17 protein-coding genes are annotated in these 17,231 nt (G+C 69.9%); 8 read left to right on the top strand and 9 right to left on the bottom strand.

What is annotated here, in order from left to right:
* Window positions 1-108: 108 nt before the first annotated feature.
* Complete coding sequence (locus AB0H42_RS15045) at window positions 109-252, bottom strand: hypothetical protein (RefSeq protein ID WP_357055447.1); 144 nt, start codon at window positions 250-252, stop codon at window positions 109-111.
* 26 nt (window positions 253-278) lie between these two features.
* Complete coding sequence (locus AB0H42_RS15040) at window positions 279-1,967, bottom strand: hypothetical protein (protein WP_357055444.1); 1,689 nt, start codon at window positions 1,965-1,967, stop codon at window positions 279-281.
* Between the two features lie 296 nt (window positions 1,968-2,263).
* On the opposite strand from AB0H42_RS15040, the gene AB0H42_RS15035 reads away from it, so the two are divergent.
* The 5 genes from AB0H42_RS15035 (at window position 2,264) to AB0H42_RS15015 (ending at window position 8,035) form a co-directional block, all read left to right on the top strand.
* Window positions 2,264-2,695, top strand: a complete 432-nt coding sequence (locus AB0H42_RS15035; RefSeq protein ID WP_357055442.1) for a hypothetical protein — start codon at window positions 2,264-2,266, stop codon at window positions 2,693-2,695.
* Between the two features lie 97 nt (window positions 2,696-2,792).
* Window positions 2,793-3,923, top strand: coding sequence for a PLP-dependent cysteine synthase family protein (locus AB0H42_RS15030; RefSeq protein WP_357055439.1), 1,131 nt, complete (start codon window positions 2,793-2,795; stop codon window positions 3,921-3,923).
* A complete protein-coding gene (locus AB0H42_RS15025; protein WP_357055436.1) occupies window positions 3,920-5,239 on the top strand; it encodes an MFS transporter in 1,320 nt (439 codons plus the stop codon). Before AB0H42_RS15030 ends, AB0H42_RS15025 begins: the two co-directional genes overlap by 4 nt.
* A gap of 457 nt (window positions 5,240-5,696) precedes the next feature.
* Window positions 5,697-6,119, top strand: a complete 423-nt coding sequence (locus AB0H42_RS15020; protein ID WP_357055433.1) for a hypothetical protein — start codon at window positions 5,697-5,699, stop codon at window positions 6,117-6,119.
* 275 nt (window positions 6,120-6,394) lie between these two features.
* Window positions 6,395-8,035, top strand: coding sequence for an ABC-F family ATP-binding cassette domain-containing protein (locus AB0H42_RS15015; protein WP_357055430.1), 1,641 nt, complete (start codon window positions 6,395-6,397; stop codon window positions 8,033-8,035).
* 41 nt (window positions 8,036-8,076) lie between these two features.
* Here AB0H42_RS15015 and AB0H42_RS15010 read toward each other — a convergent pair whose 3' ends face one another.
* Window positions 8,077-8,913: a virginiamycin B lyase gene (locus AB0H42_RS15010; RefSeq protein ID WP_357055427.1), complete on the bottom strand. Its 837-nt coding sequence runs from the start codon at window positions 8,911-8,913 to the stop codon at window positions 8,077-8,079.
* A 99-nt stretch (window positions 8,914-9,012) separates the two neighbouring features.
* Window positions 9,013-9,492 carry a DNA starvation/stationary phase protection protein gene (locus tag AB0H42_RS15005; protein ID WP_357055424.1) on the bottom strand — a complete coding sequence of 160 codons (480 nt, stop codon included), beginning with the start codon at window positions 9,490-9,492 and terminating at the stop codon, window positions 9,013-9,015.
* 182 nt (window positions 9,493-9,674) lie between these two features.
* On the opposite strand from AB0H42_RS15005, the gene AB0H42_RS15000 reads away from it, so the two are divergent.
* Window positions 9,675-10,265 (top strand): type 1 glutamine amidotransferase domain-containing protein, encoded by a 591-nt coding sequence (locus tag AB0H42_RS15000; RefSeq protein ID WP_357055421.1) that lies wholly within the window; start codon window positions 9,675-9,677, stop codon window positions 10,263-10,265.
* A gap of 140 nt (window positions 10,266-10,405) precedes the next feature.
* Here AB0H42_RS15000 and AB0H42_RS14995 read toward each other — a convergent pair whose 3' ends face one another.
* The 3 genes from AB0H42_RS14995 to AB0H42_RS14985 form a co-directional block, all read right to left on the bottom strand.
* Window positions 10,406-11,620 carry an SfnB family sulfur acquisition oxidoreductase gene (locus tag AB0H42_RS14995; RefSeq protein ID WP_357055418.1) on the bottom strand — a complete coding sequence of 405 codons (1,215 nt, stop codon included), beginning with the start codon at window positions 11,618-11,620 and terminating at the stop codon, window positions 10,406-10,408.
* A complete protein-coding gene (gene sfnG / locus AB0H42_RS14990; protein ID WP_357055416.1) occupies window positions 11,617-12,735 on the bottom strand; it encodes a dimethylsulfone monooxygenase SfnG in 1,119 nt (372 codons plus the stop codon). The genes AB0H42_RS14995 and sfnG overlap by 4 nt, the downstream gene beginning before the upstream one ends.
* Before the next feature lie 406 nt (window positions 12,736-13,141).
* Window positions 13,142-14,515: a styrene monooxygenase/indole monooxygenase family protein gene (locus AB0H42_RS14985; RefSeq protein WP_357055413.1), complete on the bottom strand. Its 1,374-nt coding sequence runs from the start codon at window positions 14,513-14,515 to the stop codon at window positions 13,142-13,144.
* Window positions 14,516-14,665: 150 nt separating this feature from the next.
* On the opposite strand from AB0H42_RS14985, the gene AB0H42_RS14980 reads away from it, so the two are divergent.
* A complete protein-coding gene (locus tag AB0H42_RS14980) occupies window positions 14,666-15,157 on the top strand; it encodes a GAF domain-containing protein (RefSeq protein ID WP_357055410.1) in 492 nt (163 codons plus the stop codon).
* A 23-nt stretch (window positions 15,158-15,180) separates the two neighbouring features.
* Here AB0H42_RS14980 and AB0H42_RS14975 read toward each other — a convergent pair whose 3' ends face one another.
* Window positions 15,181-15,558, bottom strand: a complete 378-nt coding sequence (locus AB0H42_RS14975; RefSeq protein ID WP_357055407.1) for a helix-turn-helix transcriptional regulator — start codon at window positions 15,556-15,558, stop codon at window positions 15,181-15,183.
* The gene (locus AB0H42_RS14970) at window positions 15,558-15,989 is read right to left on the bottom strand and encodes a VOC family protein (RefSeq protein ID WP_357055404.1); all 432 of its coding nucleotides are present in this window, start codon (window positions 15,987-15,989) and stop codon (window positions 15,558-15,560) included. The genes AB0H42_RS14975 and AB0H42_RS14970 overlap by 1 nt, the downstream gene beginning before the upstream one ends.
* Window positions 15,990-16,134: 145 nt before the next feature.
* On the opposite strand from AB0H42_RS14970, the gene AB0H42_RS14965 reads away from it, so the two are divergent.
* On the top strand, window positions 16,135-17,109 hold the full coding sequence (locus tag AB0H42_RS14965; protein WP_357055401.1) for a helix-turn-helix domain-containing protein: 975 nt from the start codon (window positions 16,135-16,137) through the stop codon (window positions 17,107-17,109).
* Window positions 17,110-17,231 lie beyond the last annotated feature (122 nt).

Raw genomic sequence — 17,231 nt, 5'->3', positions numbered from 1 at the left:
CGACCCGTTCCCGGTAGGGAACCCGGATCTCGACGCCCGGACCGGTCGATCGAAAGCCCGCAAAACTCAGTCATAACAATGGAATCGGTAGAAACGGCCCGGAACCCCTTATTCCGCGGGGCGCTCGGCACCGCGTAAGTAGGCGCGGATATCACCCAGTTCCGGCGCCTCGGGCACGATGTCCCCGAAATCACCGAACTCCGCGAGTTCGGCTGCGACGGAGGAGGTCATCTCGTGCTTCCACCGGTCCATGGCAAACACCCTTCCAGGATCATCGGTCATCGTGGGTCGGGCAGCGCAGCATGCGCCAGCGCCACCAGCAGACGATGCAATGTTCTGGCCGAGGCGGGCGCGGCGACGCTGTCCACTTCGACCGCCACGAAGCCGGCGGCCAAGGCCCGCCCGGGTGAGAACGCGCCGTCGTCGAAGCAATAGTCGCCGAGCTCGGCGCGCCACGATTTGTAGCCGCTGACGATCCGGCCCAGGCGGTCCCCCTGGGCACCGCTGATACGGAGATATTCGGTGATCAACGCGCGCTGCGCCTCCGCCCGGGCGCACAGTCCACCGGTCAGGTCGAGCACATGGCCGAGTTCCAGCAGTACGGTCACGTACATCGGGCGTTGCCGCAACACCTCATGCACAGCGGCGGCGTACCCGGCCCGGCCGTTTCCGCCGAGTACACCTGGATCCGCGGCGGCGGTATCGCTCAGCACAATCCACGGTTGCGGCGACAGCGACGAATTCGCCGCAGAATCCGCCGCGGCTTCGTTCCGATTCTCCACCCGTGAAGGCGGGCCGCCGGCGGCCACCTCGAGCCCACGCAGGATTATCGGATACGCGGTGACCCCCGTGTCGACCGCGTCAGCGATCTCCTGCGCGGTGTGTTCGGCGATACCCGCCGTTTCGAATCCGACGATCTCGAGATCGTGCCGAAGCGCCATATCCCGCAGGATTTCCATGGCCGCCTCACCGGTTTCCCGGCGGTGCCGCGCGGCTACCCGCCCGCGAGATGGCGGAGCGCTGCGCGAGTCCGCTTCCGGTTTCGCCTGGGCCGGCGGGCGGTCGGCGGTGCGCGGCGGGACCGTCCGTGGGGGTATCTGGTTCTCCGAGGGTGCGGCAGAACCCGGCCGAGGGGAGCTGGGCGCGGTGGGACTCCAGGGAGTACCGGTAGCCGCACGCGAGGCCTCGGCCCGCGCCGCCGCCGGTTTCGACGAGCCCGGCCCTGTGGTGGGACCTGCGTCGATGCCCCAGAGTACGGAGATCCCCGGTGCGGACGCCCATGGCAGGGCGAGCGTGGGTGGCTGTTCGAGCGATTCCTCGCGCGACTCGGGCACGCGGTCGCCGGAGCGCGGCTCAGCGGATTCCCCCTGCGGCGGCTCGGCTTGCCCGCGACCGGCCGGCTCCGGTCCGGATCCCACCGGCTCCGGTCCGGATTGCACCGGCGGCGGTTGATCCGTGCCGTCGGCGGCCACGGTCGCCGCATCGTTCGTGGCGCGCGATTCCGGGTCGCCGGTCGGCGAATTCCCGGCCGGCCGGCCCGAGACGGGGGACTGCGGATCGGACGAGGCGACTCGATCCGGGGTGTTCGGAGCGAAAGTGCGGGCAGGGGGCGCCGTCGTAACCGGGACCGAACCGTTGGTGCCGGGCCGGGCCGGAGCCGCATCCCGCACCTGTGTTCCGCCGGTCCGATCCGCCTCCGTGAACGTTTCGGCGGCCGCGTGGAGACCGGCGCTCATCGCGCGGGCGCTGTTCACCAGGTCCTCGAAACCCGCCATACTCTGTTCGGTACTCGGTAGGTAGCCTTCGGCGAAGGCATTGCCGGGCTTGTCACCACCCCAGCACTCCCCCTCCTGGGCGAAGGCCGCCTTCAACTCGGTCACCATCCGAGCCGTTTCGGCGGCCACCTGGTCCAACTCCGCCGCGGAGGCATGCAGTGCGTCCGGATCGAGCCACAGCGGCTGACTCACTCGATCACCCTTCCGCGCGGCTCACCACAATTGCGACCAGTGTGCGGGAGCCGGGGTTGTCGCCGCATCTCGCGCTCTTCCTGATACTGGCAATACAGCACCACCTGCGCAGATGCACTCACCACCGGACCGCGCCGCAGAGCTGCCCGACGTTCGCGGTGCGGCGGGCGCGTCCCGAACACATCCGGTGACCGACCCGCCGCCGCGGCCCGCCCATGTACCCAACGGGGGTAGAGTAATCCACGACCGGCACGGAGCCGGTCGTGGACGCGATACTCGGGAACGGAGGTGTGCCGATGACCATCACCGCACCCGCCGGAACCGCGGCGGCCGGGCACAACCGCCGGAACCGCGGCGCCATGATCATGGTCGTCCTGGCCGCGCTGGCGTTGCTGTCGCCCCTGCTGCACTGCGACCTCGTCCCGGCGGCGGCAGCGCACGCCCGAGCGCACGAGGCCGTGGCCGCCGCCGGGCACCACGTGCACACCGGCGATCCGGCCGATAGCCACTGCACAGCCCACGCGGTTCACTGCGTATCCCAGGTTGTGCTCCCCGCGCGTATCCCCGATCCGTCCGTCCTCGTACCCGTGGTGACACTGACACTCACCACGGCGGTCGCGGTCGCGGTCGCGCCCTCCAACGCACGCTGGATCCGGGGACCCCCCACCGGTGCGCTCGCCGCCGGTGGCCGCGAGATCCTCACCCACTTCTGTATCGCCCGGCGCTGATCGGCCCGCGTCGGCCGGTTCCCACGGGGCCGGCCGGCGTCCGCTGCCGACCATCCGCCGCCGGGTCCGCGGGGACCCGATACAGAAAGCGACAGTCATGAACAACGTGGTCCTGCCCGAACGGGCGGTGCCGATCGCCGCCGGAATCGTTTCGACGCCCGGCACCGCCCTGACGCCTCCGGCCCTCGTCGGGAACACGCCGGTGCTGTGGGTGGGTGCCCCGCTGGCTCCCGCCGGGCATGGATTCTGGGCCAAACTCGAGGGCAGCAATCCCGGCGGGATGAAGGACCGGCCCGCCCTGCACATGGTGCGGCGCGCCCGGGAGCGCGGCGATCTCACGCCGGGGGCGCGGATCGTGGAGTCCACCAGCGGCACCCTGGGGCTGGGTCTGGCACTGGCCGGAGTGGCCTACCACCACCCGGTCACCCTGGTCACCGATCCCGGTCTGGAGCCGATCGTGGAACAGTTGCTGACGGCCTACGGGGCCACCGTCGATGTGGTACCCGCGCCGGACCCGGTCGGCGGCTGGCAGCAGGCCCGCCGCGACCGAGTGGCGCGGATACTGGCCGCGGAGCCTGCGGCGTGGTGCCCGGACCAGTACAACAATCCCGATAATGTGGCCGGGTACGAGTCGCTCGGCGTGGAACTGATCGAACAGCTGGGTGGCGTGGACGTGCTCGTCTGCGCGGTGGGCACCGGCGGTCATTCCGCGGGGGTGGCGCGGGTGCTGCGCCGGTTCGACCCGAACCTGAAACTCATCGGCGTGGACACCGTGTCCTCCACCATCTTCGGGCAACCGGCGGGGCCGCGACTCATGCGCGGGCTCGGATCCAGCATCTATCCCGCCAACGTCGACTACGCCGCGTTCGACGAAGTCCACTGGGTCGCCCCGGCCGAAGCCGTATGGGCCTGCCGGACCCTGGCCACCACCCATCACGCCACCGGCGGCTGGAGTGTCGGCGCGGTGGCGCTGGTCGCAGGCTGGGCGGCCGGACAGTTCGACGCGGACGTCCAGGTCGCCGCGATCTTCCCCGACGGCCCCCAACGCTATTTCGACACTGTCTTCAGCGACGAGTACTGCCGCGCACACGGTCTGCTCGGCGGGGCGCCACCGGCCGGGCCGGTCACGGTGTCCTCCCCGTTCGAGGCGGAGTTCCGGTCCTGGACCCGCTGTGCGACCGTGGTGGATCCGCGCGGGCGCACCGCGTTCGACGGAGTCCGCGCATGAACACTCTCACCACCTTCCGCAGCTTCGAAACCCCGGTGCGGCTGCTGATGATCAACCAGTTCGGCATCAACCTCGGCTTCTACATGCTGATGCCGTTTCTGGCCGGGTATCTGGCCGGCCCACTCGGGCTCGCCGCGTGGGCGGTGGGACTCGTGCTGGGGGTGCGTAATTTCTCCCAGCAGGGCATGTTCCTGATCGGCGGAACCCTGGCCGACCGGCTGGGTTACAAACCCCTGATCGTGGCCGGGTGTCTGCTGCGCACGGGCGGTTTCGCACTGCTGGTGTTCGCCACCGGCCTGCCCGCACTGCTGGTCGCCTCGGCCGCCACGGGGTTCGCCGGGGCACTGTTCAATCCGGCGGTCCGCGCCTACCTCGCCGCCGAATCCGGGTCGCGCCGGGTGGAGGCCTTCGCGCTGTTCAATATCTTCTACCAGGCCGGAATCCTCGCGGGTCCATTGGTCGGAGTCGCGCTGCTGACCCTCGATTTCCGGGTGGTCGCGGCCGCGGCCGCCCTGGTGTTCGCCGTGCTGACCGTGGCCCAACTGCTGGCGCTGCCCGCCGGACCCGCGCTGCCCGCACCGGCCCGGGTTCCGGTGCGGACGGCGTGGGCGGGTGTGCTGCGCAACCGGCGGTTCGTGGCGTTCTCGGTGGCGATGATCGGTTCCTACATCCTGTCTTTCCAGATGTATCTCGCGCTCCCGCTGCAGGCGGAGCTGATCACCGGAGACGGCGCGCAGTGGCTGGTCTCCGCACTGTTCGTGATCTCCGGGGTGATCGCGGTGGCCGGCCAATTGCGGATCACCGCCTGGTTCCGGAAGCGCTGGGGCACCGGACGCGCCCTGGTCGCGGGGATGACGATCCTGGCCGGCGCCTTCCTACCGCTCGCCCTGGTTCCCGTCCCGGCGCGATTCGGCACCTGGGCCGCGGTGGCCGCCCTGCTGGCCGCGGCGGCCCTGCTGGCCGTCGGGACCGCCGCGGTGTTCCCGTTCGAGATGGACACGGTCGTCACGCTGGCCGAAGACCGCCTGGTGGGCACCTACTACGGCTTCTACAACAGTGTGGTCGGGATCGGCATCCTGATCGGCAATCTCGCCACGGGCGCCGTGTTCGGAGCCGCGCGGGCGGCGGATGCCGAGGTGCTGATCTGGGTCGGGCTCGCCCTGATCGGAGCCGTCTCGGCCGTTGCCCTGGCCCGCCTCGGCCGGACCGGGGCCGACCGTGCCGGCACGGCGGAACCCACCACATCCGGCGGTGCCGGGGCGGCACTGGCAGAACCCGGCTCCCACATCTCCGGATCGGCCGCCCGCAGCACCTGAGTTCCCGGCCGAACCGAGGGAAGCTCTCGGCGGCGGGCCGATCAAGCGGGCGCTCGGCCGGGCGCGGCCAGATGGGTACCCGCATACGGGCCGGGGTCCGGGCGCAACGGCATCACCTCTCGCCTCGTCACGCTGAGCGGACGACCCGAGATCGACCACGGCAACGCGACCGGTTTGTCGGCAGCAGCCCCTGTGCCCGAATCGATACCTCGGCACGGTCCGAGGTGAGCATCGCCGAGCCGGGCGGAGTTCGGTGGCGGCAATCGGCCTTCATGGGCCGGGTGGGGTTCGGCCACCATCGCACTGGGGCTGCAAGGGTCACGGTTGCGGCACGGTTCCGGCTCCGCCACGCGGGCCCCGCCCCCGAGCGCCCACTGCAGCCATTGCCTCCCACCTGCGGTGATAGCTACGATCAATCAGCTCGCACGGGTGGGAACTCGACCGAACGGAGGCGAACATGAGGCCACAAGCGCGTCGCCGGGGCTCTCGACTTCTCGGTGCGATCATCGGGGGCATCGCCCTCTTCTTCGCAGTCGCGGCGCCGGCGTCCGCTCTCCCCCGGACCCAGCCGACCCCGGTCGCCGACAGCCCGAGCCCCCAGGCCGATCTGCACAGCTCTTGCGAAGACCCCGGCGGGGCCGGGCACCTCACCGGCGGTACAGCGGTCTACTGCTCGCCCATCTCGAACTCCGGCACCTTTGCGTGGTCGTACTACGCCGACCCCCTGCCGGTGGAGCCGAACAACCGCCCCTACACCTGTGACAACGCCAGTTGCGAGTACGAGGACGGATCCACCGTGCCGGGGCATCGGTGCGGAATACAGTGCGCCGAACCGCCCACCACCGGTGATCTGGCGCCCCACCTCGCGGCGCGCCCTTGAACGACTCCATCGCGCTGCTGTCCGGCCGGCCGAGCGTGGCGCCGAGCCTGCCGATCCCACCGGGCCGCCGGAGCGTGGACTGCTATCGTGAACGGGAAATCCTCGATTACAGAGAGATCGACCATGGTTGGTGAACTCGACATCTCCGGAGCCACCCGGCTCTGACGGCCACCAGTAGGGCGCATCGGGCGCCGCTGTAGTGGCCGTTCCGTCGTTCACTTTTCCTTCTTCGGGGCAGCGTTACGCGCCCGAACGGCAATCGAGGTCTCTCCTACATGTCCGAATCATTCATCGTCTGTTCGAACCTGTCGTTCTCCTGGCCGGACGACACCGTGGTGTTCACCGACCTGTCCTTCAGCGTGCCCGGCGGCCGCACCGGCCTGGTCGCGCCCAACGGTGCGGGTAAGAGCACGCTGCTCCGCTTGCTCGCGGGTGAGCTGACACCCGGGGCCGGCGGCGTGTCCGTCGAGGGCGTACTCGGTTATCTCCCGCAGACCCTGCCGCTCACCGGCGAGATGACGGTCGCCGAAACCCTGGGCATCGCACCGGTCCTGGCCGCGCTGAACGCCGTCGAGTCCGGGGACACCGCCGATGAGCATTTCACCACCATCGGCGCCGACTGGGATATCGAGGAACGCACCCGGGCCCAGCTGGAACGCCTCGGTCTGGGCGAGCTGACGCTGACCCGGCGGTTGCGCACCCTCAGCGGCGGTCAAGTGGTGTCGCTGGGTCTGGCGGCCCAGCTGCTGCGACGACCCGATGTATTGCTGCTCGACGAGCCGACCAACAACCTGGATCTCGCGGCCCGGCATCGGCTCTACGATCTGCTGGCCGACTGGAAAGGCTGCTTGCTGCTGGTGAGCCACGACCGGGCCCTGCTGGATCGAATGGATCGCATCGCCGAATTGCACGCGGGTGATATCCGCTTCTACGGCGGAAATTTCACCGAGTACGAGGAGTCGGTCCGCGCCGCGCGCGAGGTCGCGGAGAAGCACATCCGCAATGTCGAACAGGAGGTCAAGCGCGAGAAGCGGGAACTCCAGCAGGCCCGGGAGCGCGCCACCCGGCGGGCGAACAACGCGGCCCGGAATCTGGGTAACGCGGGGTTGCCGAAGATTTTCGCCGGAACCATGAAACGCAATGCCCAGGAGTCGGCCGGGCGCGCGAACGAAACCCACGCCGCCCGGGTCGACGCCGCGAAGAACCGGCTCGATTCGGCCGAGCGCGCGCTGCGCCCGGAGCAGCGGATCACCCTGCAGCTACCGGACACCGATGTCCCGGCCGGGCGCACCGTATTCGCCGGTGCAGGGATCCGCTACCGCTTCGGCGAGCAGGAGGTCTTCACCGGCGACGGCGCGGATCTGACGATTCGCGGGCCCGAACGGATCGCGCTGACCGGGCCGAACGGTGCGGGTAAATCCACCCTGCTGCGAATCGTGCACGGCGAACTGGCGCCGGAAAGCGGTTCGATCGCCCGGGCCGAGGGCCGGGTCGCCTATCTGTCGCAGCGGCTGGACCTGCTCGACCTCGATCGCACCGTCGCCGAGAACCTGGCCACGTTCGCCCCGAACCTGCCCACACCGCAGCGGCTGAACCTGCTGGCGCGGTTCCTGTTCCGTGGTTCCCGGGTCGATCTGCCGGTGGGCGCGCTCTCCGGCGGTGAACGGCTGCGCGCCACCCTGGCCTGCGTGCTGTTCGCGGAGCCGGCACCGCAGTTGCTGCTGCTGGACGAACCGACCAACAACCTCGACCTGGTCAGCGTCGGGCAGCTCGAAAGCGCGCTCGATGCCTACCGGGGCGCGTTCGTGGTCGTCAGCCACGACGAGCGGTTCCTCGCCGAGATCGGGGTGCAGCGCCGGCTGCGGTTGGCCGACGGCCGCCTGCACGAGGTCGCCGGGCCCGTGGCAGGCGACTGAGCCCCGATCCTCCCGCTCATCGCACCGAGCGGGAGATCCTGTTACACCACGATGCGCTCGAGGCTGCCCGATTCCATGGCCACCCACAGCGCGCCGTCCGGCCCGACCGCCACCCCGTGCGGTTCGGCGCCGGGTAGTTCGGTTTCGGTGATCACGCCGTCGGTGGTGATGCGGCCGAGCCGCGTCGCCGCCCATTCGGTGAACCACAGCGCCCCGTCCGGACCCGTGACGATGGCATGGGGGCGGGCCGCGCGGTCCGGAAGCGGGAACTCGGTGATCGTGCCGTCGGTCCCGATCCGGCCGACCTGCCCGCCGCCGATTTCGACGAACCACAGCGCGTCGTCGGGGCCCGCGGTGATGCCGACCGGCATGGCACCTTCGGTCGGTAGCGGGTACACGGCCGTGGCGCCGCTGCCGGGCTCGATCCGGCCGATCGCATTGCCCTGATTGAGGGTGTACCACAGCGCCCCGTCCGGGCCGGTGGTGATCATCGAGGGCATTCCCGACACGGCGAACCTGGTCAGCTCACCGTCCACGGTCAGCCGCCCGATGGCGTCGTTCTGCAATTCGGTGAACCACACGGCGCCGTCAGGGCCTGCGGTGATGCCGTACGGAGATCGCGCCGGGAACCAGGTCGCATCACCTTCCCCAGCGATGCGGCCGATCCGGTCACCGCGGAATTCGGTGAACCACATGGCGTCGCCGGGTCCCGGCACGATCACGGTCGGCTGTCCGTCGGAGGGGTCGAGTGGGAAGGTCCGGACCGCACCGTCGAGATATCGGCCGAGGGCGCCCTCGGCCGCCATGGTGAACCACAGGGCGCCGTCCGGGCCGGTACTCAGCCCGTACGGCGATCCGGAAACCCGAACCACTCGCACTCCTCCTCGTACTCCCGCCCGACTCGGCGCGAGTCGGGCGGTGCTCCCCGCGCGACTCGGCGTGGTGCCCGCCGGGCCGCGGGAGCGCGGTACGACGTATCAGGCGGAGGAGACCTGAGCCTGCCACATCCAGTGCAACTGTTCGAGCCGGGCCGCGATCGTGATGAACAGATCCTGGGTCACCGGGTCCGCTTTCTCGGTGCTGTCGATGCGCTCACGCAGGCGGCCGATGACCTTGCTGAGATTCTTGACGATGGAGTCGATGACATCGGTGTCCTGCTGCCAGCCGTCGGGGAACTCGAGGCCGGCGGCCTCCTTGGCGACGGTCGCGGCACGGCCGTCCGGGCTGACCCCGATGGAGGTCGCGCGTTCGGCGGCGTCGTCGGTGAACTCACGGGCCGCGGTCACCAGCTCGTCCAGCGCGAGGTGGACGGAGCGGAAATTACGGCCGAGGACGTTCCAGTGGGCCTGCTTGGCGATCAGCGATAAATCGATGAGGTCGACGACGGTGGCGCGCAAGGCCTCACCGGCGACGTGCTGCTGTTCCGGGTCGAGGGTGCTCTTGATGGGGACGTTCATCGTCGAATGCCTTTCTTCTCGTTCGCCGGACACGGGCCGACTACCCGGTCGTCCGCGGTCGAATCAGCCACCGGTACGGGTGTGCGCGATCCCACTGGACGGGGTGGGCGCCACGTTTCACCGCCATGGGCCCGGGTAGGTCGCGGGCCAGATCGCAATCCGCGTATACGGAAGGAGCAGGTATGGGCCGGCAGCACAATCTGACAGGGCGACGAGTCGCTGTTCTCGCCGCCGACGGGGTGGAGCAGGTGGAGCTCGTGCAGCCACGATCCGCGGTCGAGGACGCCGGGGCGAGCACCGTGCTGCTGTCGCTGAAACCCGGGCAGATCCAAGCCATGAACCACGATGTGGAGAAGGGCGACACCTTCGACGTGGACCGGGTCGTCGGCGAATGCAGCCCCGACGAATTCGACGCGCTGATTCTGCCGGGCGGTACCACCAACCCCGACAAACTTCGGCAGGACGAGTCGGCGGTGGCCTTCGTCCGGAATTTCTTCGCCACCGGTAAACCGGTCGGCGTCATCTGCCACGGCCCGTGGACGCTGGTGGAGGCGGATGTTGTGCGGGGCCGCACGCTCACGTCCTATCCGAGCGTCCGGACCGATATCCGCAATGCCGGCGGCGTGGTCGTCGACGAGGAAGTGGTGAACGACCACGGGCTGGTGTCCAGCCGCAACCCCGGCGACCTGCCCGCGTTCTGCGCGAAGATCGTAGAGGAGTTCGCGGAGGGGAAACATCCGGTGCATCCGGAGGGCGCGACGGCGTCCCGCTGACCGTCCGGCGCTGCCCGAACGTCGCGCGGTAGCACCGCCGCCGCTCCCTTCCCGACCGGACGAGGATGGTGGCCGACCCACATTCGGCCACCATCGGCCGGCCCGGCGGGGGAGCACTGTCCCGCCGGGCCGGCGTCCGGCTAGATCACCCCGTGCAGCGGCGGCGGACTGCCGTGCAGCAGGGCTCGGCCGAGGTGCTGGTATTTCCAGCGGACCGGGTCGTGCAGGGTGTGGGTCCGGGCATTACGCCAGAAATGGTGCAGGTTGAGGTCGTCGGCCGCGCTGCGGGTACCGCTCACCTCGAACAGGGCGCTGGACACCTCGGTGGCCGCGCGGTCGGCCAGGATCTTGGCCGTGGCGACGGCGAGCGAGGCCTCGGCGACCCGATCCGGCGCACCCAGCGCGGCGTCCACCGCCGCACCGGCGGCCACCAGCCCGGCCTCGGCCGCGCCGACCGCCACGGCCAGTTCCCCGAACCGCTGGATGAGTAGCGGATCATCGATCGCCCGGCGCACCTGCGCCTCGAACCAGGGCCGGCTCTTCTCCCGGGCGAAGCCGGCGGCGGCGGTGAGCGCACCCCGGGCGATACCCGCGTCGATCGCCGCGTGCAGCAGCTGCGCGGCGGCGCCGTAGGCGGTGGGCCGGTCCACGGCGGCGGTCCGGGCCACCAGCTGATCACGCTCCACCACCACGTTCTCGAACGACACCGTGCCGCTGCCGGTGGTGCGCTGACCGAATCCGTTCCAGTCGTCGGCGATCCGCACGCCCGGGGTGTCGGCGGGCAGGAACGCGACGTATTGGCCGCCCGGCAGCCCGGCAGCACCCTCGGGATCGTCCAGCCTGGTCAAAACGGCCAGGAAGTCGGCGAACAGGGAACCGGTGCAGTAGTACTTGACCCCGTCGATCCGGAACTGCTGCCCGCCCGCGAGCGGGCGCACGGTGGTGGCGATATCGGCGACGGTCGCGCCGCCGCGTTCGGACTGGGCGTTCGCGATCTGGGCGCCGTCCAGGACGCCACCCAGATAGCGCCGCTGCTGGTCGGCGGACCCGGCCAGTTTCAGCAGGTTCACATAGACGAAGTGACTGTGTGGAATCTGCGCGATATTCGGATCGGCGACCGCGAGCAGCCGCACCAGCTCCGCGACCTCGCTGGGCGGCAGATCGGCGCCGCCCAGGTCCGCGGGCACGGTCACCGCCAGCAGCCCGGCGGCCGCGAGTTTGCGCAGTTCGGCGAACGGCAGGGCGCGTTCCCGGTCGCGGTCCGCGGCACCCACCGCGAATTCGGCCGCCAGTTCCGCGGCGACGGCGCGCGCCCGCTCGGCCGAGGCGATCCGGGCGGCCCCGACTGCGGTCATCGCCCCGCCACCGCTGCGGGACGTCGCGCGGCCTCCAGTTCGCGGACCAGCGGCAGCACCTTGGCCCCGAAGTACTCGATCTCCTCCTGGAAGTGCAGGAATCCGCCCAGGATCAGGTCCACGCCCAGTTCACGGTAGGCGACGATCCGCTCGGCGATCTGTTCGGGCGTACCGATCAGCTTGGTCCGGAACCCGTCGTTGTACTGGACCAGATCCTCGAAACTCGAGTCCGCCCACATCCCCTTGCCGTCCCGGGTGGCGGCGCCGGCCTGCTGTACGGCGTCCCGGAAACCCTCGACCGCGGGCTTGTTGGCCTTGTCGATGATCTCGCGGAGGGTGTCATGGGCCTCACGCTCGGTATCGCGAGCGATGATGAATCCGTTCAGCCCGAACTTCACTTCCCGGTCGTGGGCCCGGGCGACCACCCGCAGATCGTCGAGCTGCTCGGTGACGCCGTCGAAGTCCTTGCCGTTGGAGAAGTACCAGTCCGCGTGGCGTCCGCCGTTGCGGCGGGCCGCGCTGGAGTTACCGCCCTGGAACAGTTCGGGGTTCGGTCGTTCGGGGGTGTTGAGCGGTTTGGGCTTGAGCGTGAAATCGCGGATGCGGTAGAAGTCGCCGCCGTAGTTCACGTTGTCCTCGGTCCAGATCTTGCGGATCACTTCCAGGAACTCCGCGCTGCGCCGGTAGCGCTCGTCGTGTTCGAGCCACGGCTCACCGAGTGCGGTGAACTCCCCCGCGAACCAGCCCGAGACCACATTGATGGCGAACCGCCCGCCCGACAGATGATCGGCGGTGGCACCGAATTTGGCGAGTACGGCGGGATGCCACAGACCGGGATGGACCGCGGCGATCACCTTCAGCCGTTCGGTGGCGCCGAGCAGCGCCAGGCTGAACGAGGTGGATTCGTGCTGGTACTCGGCGCCGTAGGAGGCGGTGTAGCGGACCTGGGAGAGCGCGTAGTCGAAGCCGTTGCGTTCGGCGGTCTGGGCGAGCTTCTTGTTGTACTCGAAATCCCAGCCGGTGCGCTGTTCGATGTCACTGGTCACCAGACCTCCACTGACATTGGGCACCCAGTAGGCGAACCGAACCTGGTCGCTGATCTTCTCAGTAGTCATGTGGAGCCTCCTCAGGCTGATTCATGCGGCCCGCGGAGGCCGCAGCGAAGGCGGAGGTATCGCCTCATCGGAACCTCCTCGGGCTGGTACATCCGGTCGGCGGAGGCCGCAGCGAAGGCGGAGGTATCGCCTCATCGCTGCTCCCGCTGCTCGCCGTCGGCATCTGTGGTCCGGACGCCGGGCACGGCAACCCTGAGCCGGCGCGAGTCCAGTTCACCAGCGCGGTTGTGGGCGGACGAGGTTTTGAATCGGCGGGAACCTATCCCACAGGTGCGCCCGGGCCCGGCGGCCGGGACAGCCCCGTGGACCCGCACCCGAGTACCGGCGACCCGTGTCCGGTACTCGGGCTCGCGGCCGGCGGCCCGGCGACCGATGGGCCGTCGAGTCGCCGGGGTCGGTGGGCCCGTCAGGCGGTGGCTGCGGCTCCGTCGTACTGCGACCTGCTGAATCGACCGGCGGGCCGGAACCGGCCCAGTACCTGGGCCGCGTCCTCCCCGGTGACCTGGGCGATGAGCTGGTGCGCGTCCGCCACCGAGTTCACCGGGCGCGCCGCTTGCGGGCGGTGCAGTGTGCCCACGAGCGCCGACGCGAAGCGGGGGTCGGCCGCGGCCGCGCTGAAGAACTGGCCGCCGATCTCGGCGAACTCGGGGTCACTGAGGAACAGCCGGGTGACCTTGGCGGCGTCCTCGGCGCGGGCGTCGAGGAATGCCTCGTACTGCGCGGTGATCCAGGCATCGTCGAAGGCGCCGTCGTGGGTGGCCGCCGCGGCGACCAGTCGTTGCGCCTGGATGAGCCCACTCTGCGCCCCCTGCCCGGCGATCGGGTCGTAGGCTACGGCGGTATCGCCGAGCGCCGCCACCGGATGCCCGCCCGCAGTATGCCCGACCCCACGCCGGAACAGCGGCCGCACCGCACCCTTGAGCCAGGAGTGCGGATCCTCGGAAAGCACCTTCGTGGCGAGCACCTCCGGCAGGTCCCAGTCGAGGTAGTCGCGGTAGAGGTCGGTGACGATCCGGTGTGCCGATTCCGCCGAATCGGCGGCCGCGAACCGCTTCTCCCAGTCGCCGCCCGGCCGTGCCCAGCCCAGGAACGCCCAGGTCGGCCCGGCGTCCTTGTGCAGGTACGGACCCCACCAGGCCTCGCCTTCCTCGGCGACGATGGAGAACCCGCTGCGGCCACCGCCGGCCGGACTGCGGTGGGCGAACACCGACTCGTCGTGCGGGAGACCGGTCACGGTAACGGTCAGCAGGCTGCGCTGGGGCGCGTCGTAGACGGTGCGGGTCTCGTCCACCTCGAACAGCTGGGACAGCCCGCCCCGACCGGTCGCCACCAGGGTGAGATCGTTGTCGGCGGCGATCGGCTCGAGCTGTTCGGGTGTCACCGGGTCGACGACGAACCGACCGCCGCGCTCCAGGAAGGTGGTGAGCCGTTCGTCGGCCTTGAGCCGGGTGTCGACGGCGAGACCGTGGAACCCGTCGAACGCCCCGTCGAAGGCGATCAGTTCCTCGCCGCCACCGGCGACGCGGACCGTGAGACCGCTGTGCAGTGGTGCGCGGTCGAGGTAGGTGGGCAGACCGAGCGCCGCTTCGGCGCCCTGGGCCTCACCGAAGATCAGGGCGGTACCGGTGGCCGGTACTTTGTCGCGCAGGTCGCGCTGGTCCTTGTCGCTGTAGACGGTGACCGTGAACCCGGCGTCGAGCAGGCCTAGCGCCGCGGTGACGCCGGTCTGGCCGGCCCCGATCACGGCGGCCTTACGGTGGGAGGTGTGCTGTGTTGTCATAGCGCCATGGTCACGACCACAGCGGCCGGGGTGCACTATTACACTCATCGCGAATTGATGCCGAACAGCGCCGCACCGCAGCGCTTTTCGTGACATCATCGACGGTTTCCGCGGAAACGGCCCGGGTCGGGCCGCTCTACCATCCGGTACATGACCTTCGATCTCGTCCCGTTGACCGGCGACCGCGCCGCGGGGTACCGGCAGCTCACCGCGCAGGCCGCCGCGCTGCTGTCCGGCGAAGCCGACCGGATCGCGAACGCCGCCAATCTGAGTGCGCTGCTCTACCACAGTCTGCCCGAGGTGAACTGGGCCGGTTTCTATTTCTACGACGGCCGCGAGCTGGTCGTCGGGCCCTTCCAGGGCAAACCGGCCTGCGTGCGGATCGCGCTCGGCGCGGGGGTGTGCGGTACCGCCGCACGCACCCGCCGCACCCAGCTGGTCCCCGATGTGCACGCCTATCCCGGCCATATCGCCTGTGACGCCGACAGCCGGTCGGAGATCGTCGTGCCGCTGCTCGGCGACGGTGAGCTGGTCGGCGTGCTCGATCTCGACAGTCCGCGGGTCGCGCGGTTCGACGAGGCCGACCGGCGCGGACTCGAATCGGTCGCCGAGATGTTCGTGCGGTCGCTGTCCGGACCCTGATCGGCGCCACGCCGGCAGCGGCCCTACCCCCGGACCCGCTCCTGCGCCCGGCGGTGCAGGCGCCGTCGGCGCGGTGTTCGGCCCTCGGCTTCCTGCCGCACCTGCGCGACGAGGTGGTCGGGGACGAAAGGAGCGATGTCGTACCGCGATCCGATCACCAGTTTGCGCAGTACGGAGGCCAATTGCGCCTCGGTGGTGCGCACCGAGGTGCCCCGGCGGGCGGCGATGGCCCGGTCGGTCCATCCCGCGGCGGCGAGTAGCGCGACCGTGCGCTCGGCCCCGGACAGCTCGCCCCACGGTTCCCGGTCGGCGGCAGGTCCGGGTGCGGATCCGGCGCCCACGCGGCGCGCGCAGGCGGCGAGTGCTGTCGGGCGGACGCGAGGGTCGTGCAGCGCCGGCATCACAGGGGAGCCGTGAGTTCGAGATGGATCCCGTCGGGGTCGTCGAACGACAGGATCGCGATGCCGAACTGGTCCATCTCGATGACCTCACCGTGCTCGATACCCGCGGCCGCCAGTCGTTCGGCCGCGATGACGAGGTCCTGCCGGGAGTCCACCCCGAAGCTCAGATGGTCCAGGCCGACCCGCTCGGAATCGAACGAATCACCGGCGGGCGCGACCGGGCGCAGACCCAGTAGCAGGGCGCCGGCCTGGAACACGCATCCGCCGTAGAGCCGGTACGGATCGGTACGCACCTCCGGATCGTCCGGACGCCCCGGGGATTCGGCGACGATATCGAATCCGAGCACATCACGGTAGAACTCGCGGGACCGGTCTATATCGGTCACCGTGAGGCGGATGTGGTGGGGGCCGTGGGTGGCGAGGACGGGCATATGCACTCCGGAAAGGGTGTTGCGCGCTGGGCGGTGGTGAAGAAACCGACCGGCCGGCCGGTGCGTTCTCTCCATCACGAAAGCGTAGGACCGATTCACCCTGAACAGGAGTGTCGGAAACGACATATTACGTACTATTCCCGACATGGATGTGACCATTTTCGTCGTGGACGGTATCGCCGATTTCGGTTTCACCGCCCTGCTCGAAACCTTCGCCACGGCGAACGCGATGCGCACGACACTGGACGCGCCGCCGGAACCGTGGCGGGTCCGGGTCGCTTCGCTGGGTACCGAGGTCCGCTCCGGACACGGCCACACCGTGCCCACGGTCCCGCTCGGCGAACTCGCCGACAACCCCGATCTGCTGCTGATACCCGCGGTCAGCGCGCTCGAGGCCGAGGACTTGGTCCAGCTGGTCTCCGGCCCCGAAACCGCTGCCGTGCTCGATCGGATCAGAGATATACACGCTACCGGCGCCCGGCTCGGCGCCGCGTGTACGGGCACCTTCCTGCTGGCGGAGGCCGGAGTGCTGAACGGGTACCGCGCGACGACCAGTTGGTGGCTGGGCCCGAGCTTCCGGCGCCGCTACCCCGAGGTCGAGTTGGACGAGCGCGCGACGCTGTGCCGCGGTGAGCGGGTGACCACGGCGGGCGCCTCGCTGTCGCACCTGGATCTGGCGCTGTCGTTCGTGCACGCGCGCAGTCCCGCGCTCGCCGACCTGGTCGGCCGGTATCTGGCCGACGGAAACCGCCGGACCCAAGCGAATTTCTCCGTCCCCGAGGTGGTCGCCGCCGGCCATTCGATCACCTCCGGTTTCGAGCGATGGGTCCGCGAACACATCGGGGAAGGCTTCCGGATCTCGCGGGCCGCCGCGGAACTCGGTGTCACCGAACGCAGCCTCCAACGCGCCACCCAGGCCGAACTCGGCAGATCACCCCGCAATTTCGTGGACGATATCCGGCTCGAGCGTGCCGCGCACCTATTACGGACGACAGCGCTGACGGTGGACACCGTGGCGGCGAAGGTCGGCTATCTGAACGGCGGTACGCTGCGCAACCTCGTCCGGCGGCGCCGCGGTATGTCCATGGCGGAGTTCCGGTCGGCCGGGCCGATGTGGTGAGCCCGCACCGGCCGCGAACCGGCGGACCCCCGGGCTGGCATTCCGGCCGTAGATCGCCCGGGCGGCCGACTGCTACACCCGTTGAGCTGGACATATGCACCTCTGAGGTCTTCGGGCAATCC

The organism is Nocardia sp. NPDC050799 (assembly GCF_040654015.1).
Taxonomy (GTDB): Bacteria; Actinomycetota; Actinomycetes; order Mycobacteriales; family Mycobacteriaceae; genus Nocardia.
The sequence above is the reverse complement of the archived record's forward strand: the minus strand, read 5'-3'. Positions and strand labels throughout refer to the sequence as shown.

Bases quoted from the DNA above. Each gene is read 5' to 3' on its own strand.
- AB0H42_RS15015 (WP_357055430.1), top strand. From the start codon at position 6,395: ATGTCCGAATCATTCATCGTCTGTTCGAACCTGTCGTTCTCCTGGCCG.
- AB0H42_RS15025 (WP_357055436.1), top strand. From the start codon at position 3,920: ATGAACACTCTCACCACCTTCCGCAGCTTCGAAACCCCGGTGCGGCTG.
- AB0H42_RS14970 (WP_357055404.1), bottom strand. From the start codon at position 15,989: ATGCCCGTCCTCGCCACCCACGGCCCCCACCACATCCGCCTCACGGTG.
- AB0H42_RS14985 (WP_357055413.1), bottom strand. From the start codon at position 14,515: ATGACAACACAGCACACCTCCCACCGTAAGGCCGCCGTGATCGGGGCC.
- AB0H42_RS14975 (WP_357055407.1), bottom strand. From the start codon at position 15,558: ATGCCGGCGCTGCACGACCCTCGCGTCCGCCCGACAGCACTCGCCGCC.
- AB0H42_RS15035 (WP_357055442.1), top strand. From the start codon at position 2,264: ATGACCATCACCGCACCCGCCGGAACCGCGGCGGCCGGGCACAACCGC.
- AB0H42_RS15045 (WP_357055447.1), bottom strand. From the start codon at position 252: ATGGACCGGTGGAAGCACGAGATGACCTCCTCCGTCGCAGCCGAACTC.
- AB0H42_RS14980 (WP_357055410.1), top strand. From the start codon at position 14,666: ATGACCTTCGATCTCGTCCCGTTGACCGGCGACCGCGCCGCGGGGTAC.
- AB0H42_RS15020 (WP_357055433.1), top strand. From the start codon at position 5,697: ATGAGGCCACAAGCGCGTCGCCGGGGCTCTCGACTTCTCGGTGCGATC.
- AB0H42_RS14965 (WP_357055401.1), top strand. From the start codon at position 16,135: ATGGATGTGACCATTTTCGTCGTGGACGGTATCGCCGATTTCGGTTTC.
- AB0H42_RS15000 (WP_357055421.1), top strand. From the start codon at position 9,675: ATGGGCCGGCAGCACAATCTGACAGGGCGACGAGTCGCTGTTCTCGCC.
- AB0H42_RS14995 (WP_357055418.1), bottom strand. From the start codon at position 11,620: ATGACCGCAGTCGGGGCCGCCCGGATCGCCTCGGCCGAGCGGGCGCGC.
- sfnG (WP_357055416.1), bottom strand. From the start codon at position 12,735: ATGACTACTGAGAAGATCAGCGACCAGGTTCGGTTCGCCTACTGGGTG.
- AB0H42_RS15030 (WP_357055439.1), top strand. From the start codon at position 2,793: ATGAACAACGTGGTCCTGCCCGAACGGGCGGTGCCGATCGCCGCCGGA.
- AB0H42_RS15005 (WP_357055424.1), bottom strand. From the start codon at position 9,492: ATGAACGTCCCCATCAAGAGCACCCTCGACCCGGAACAGCAGCACGTC.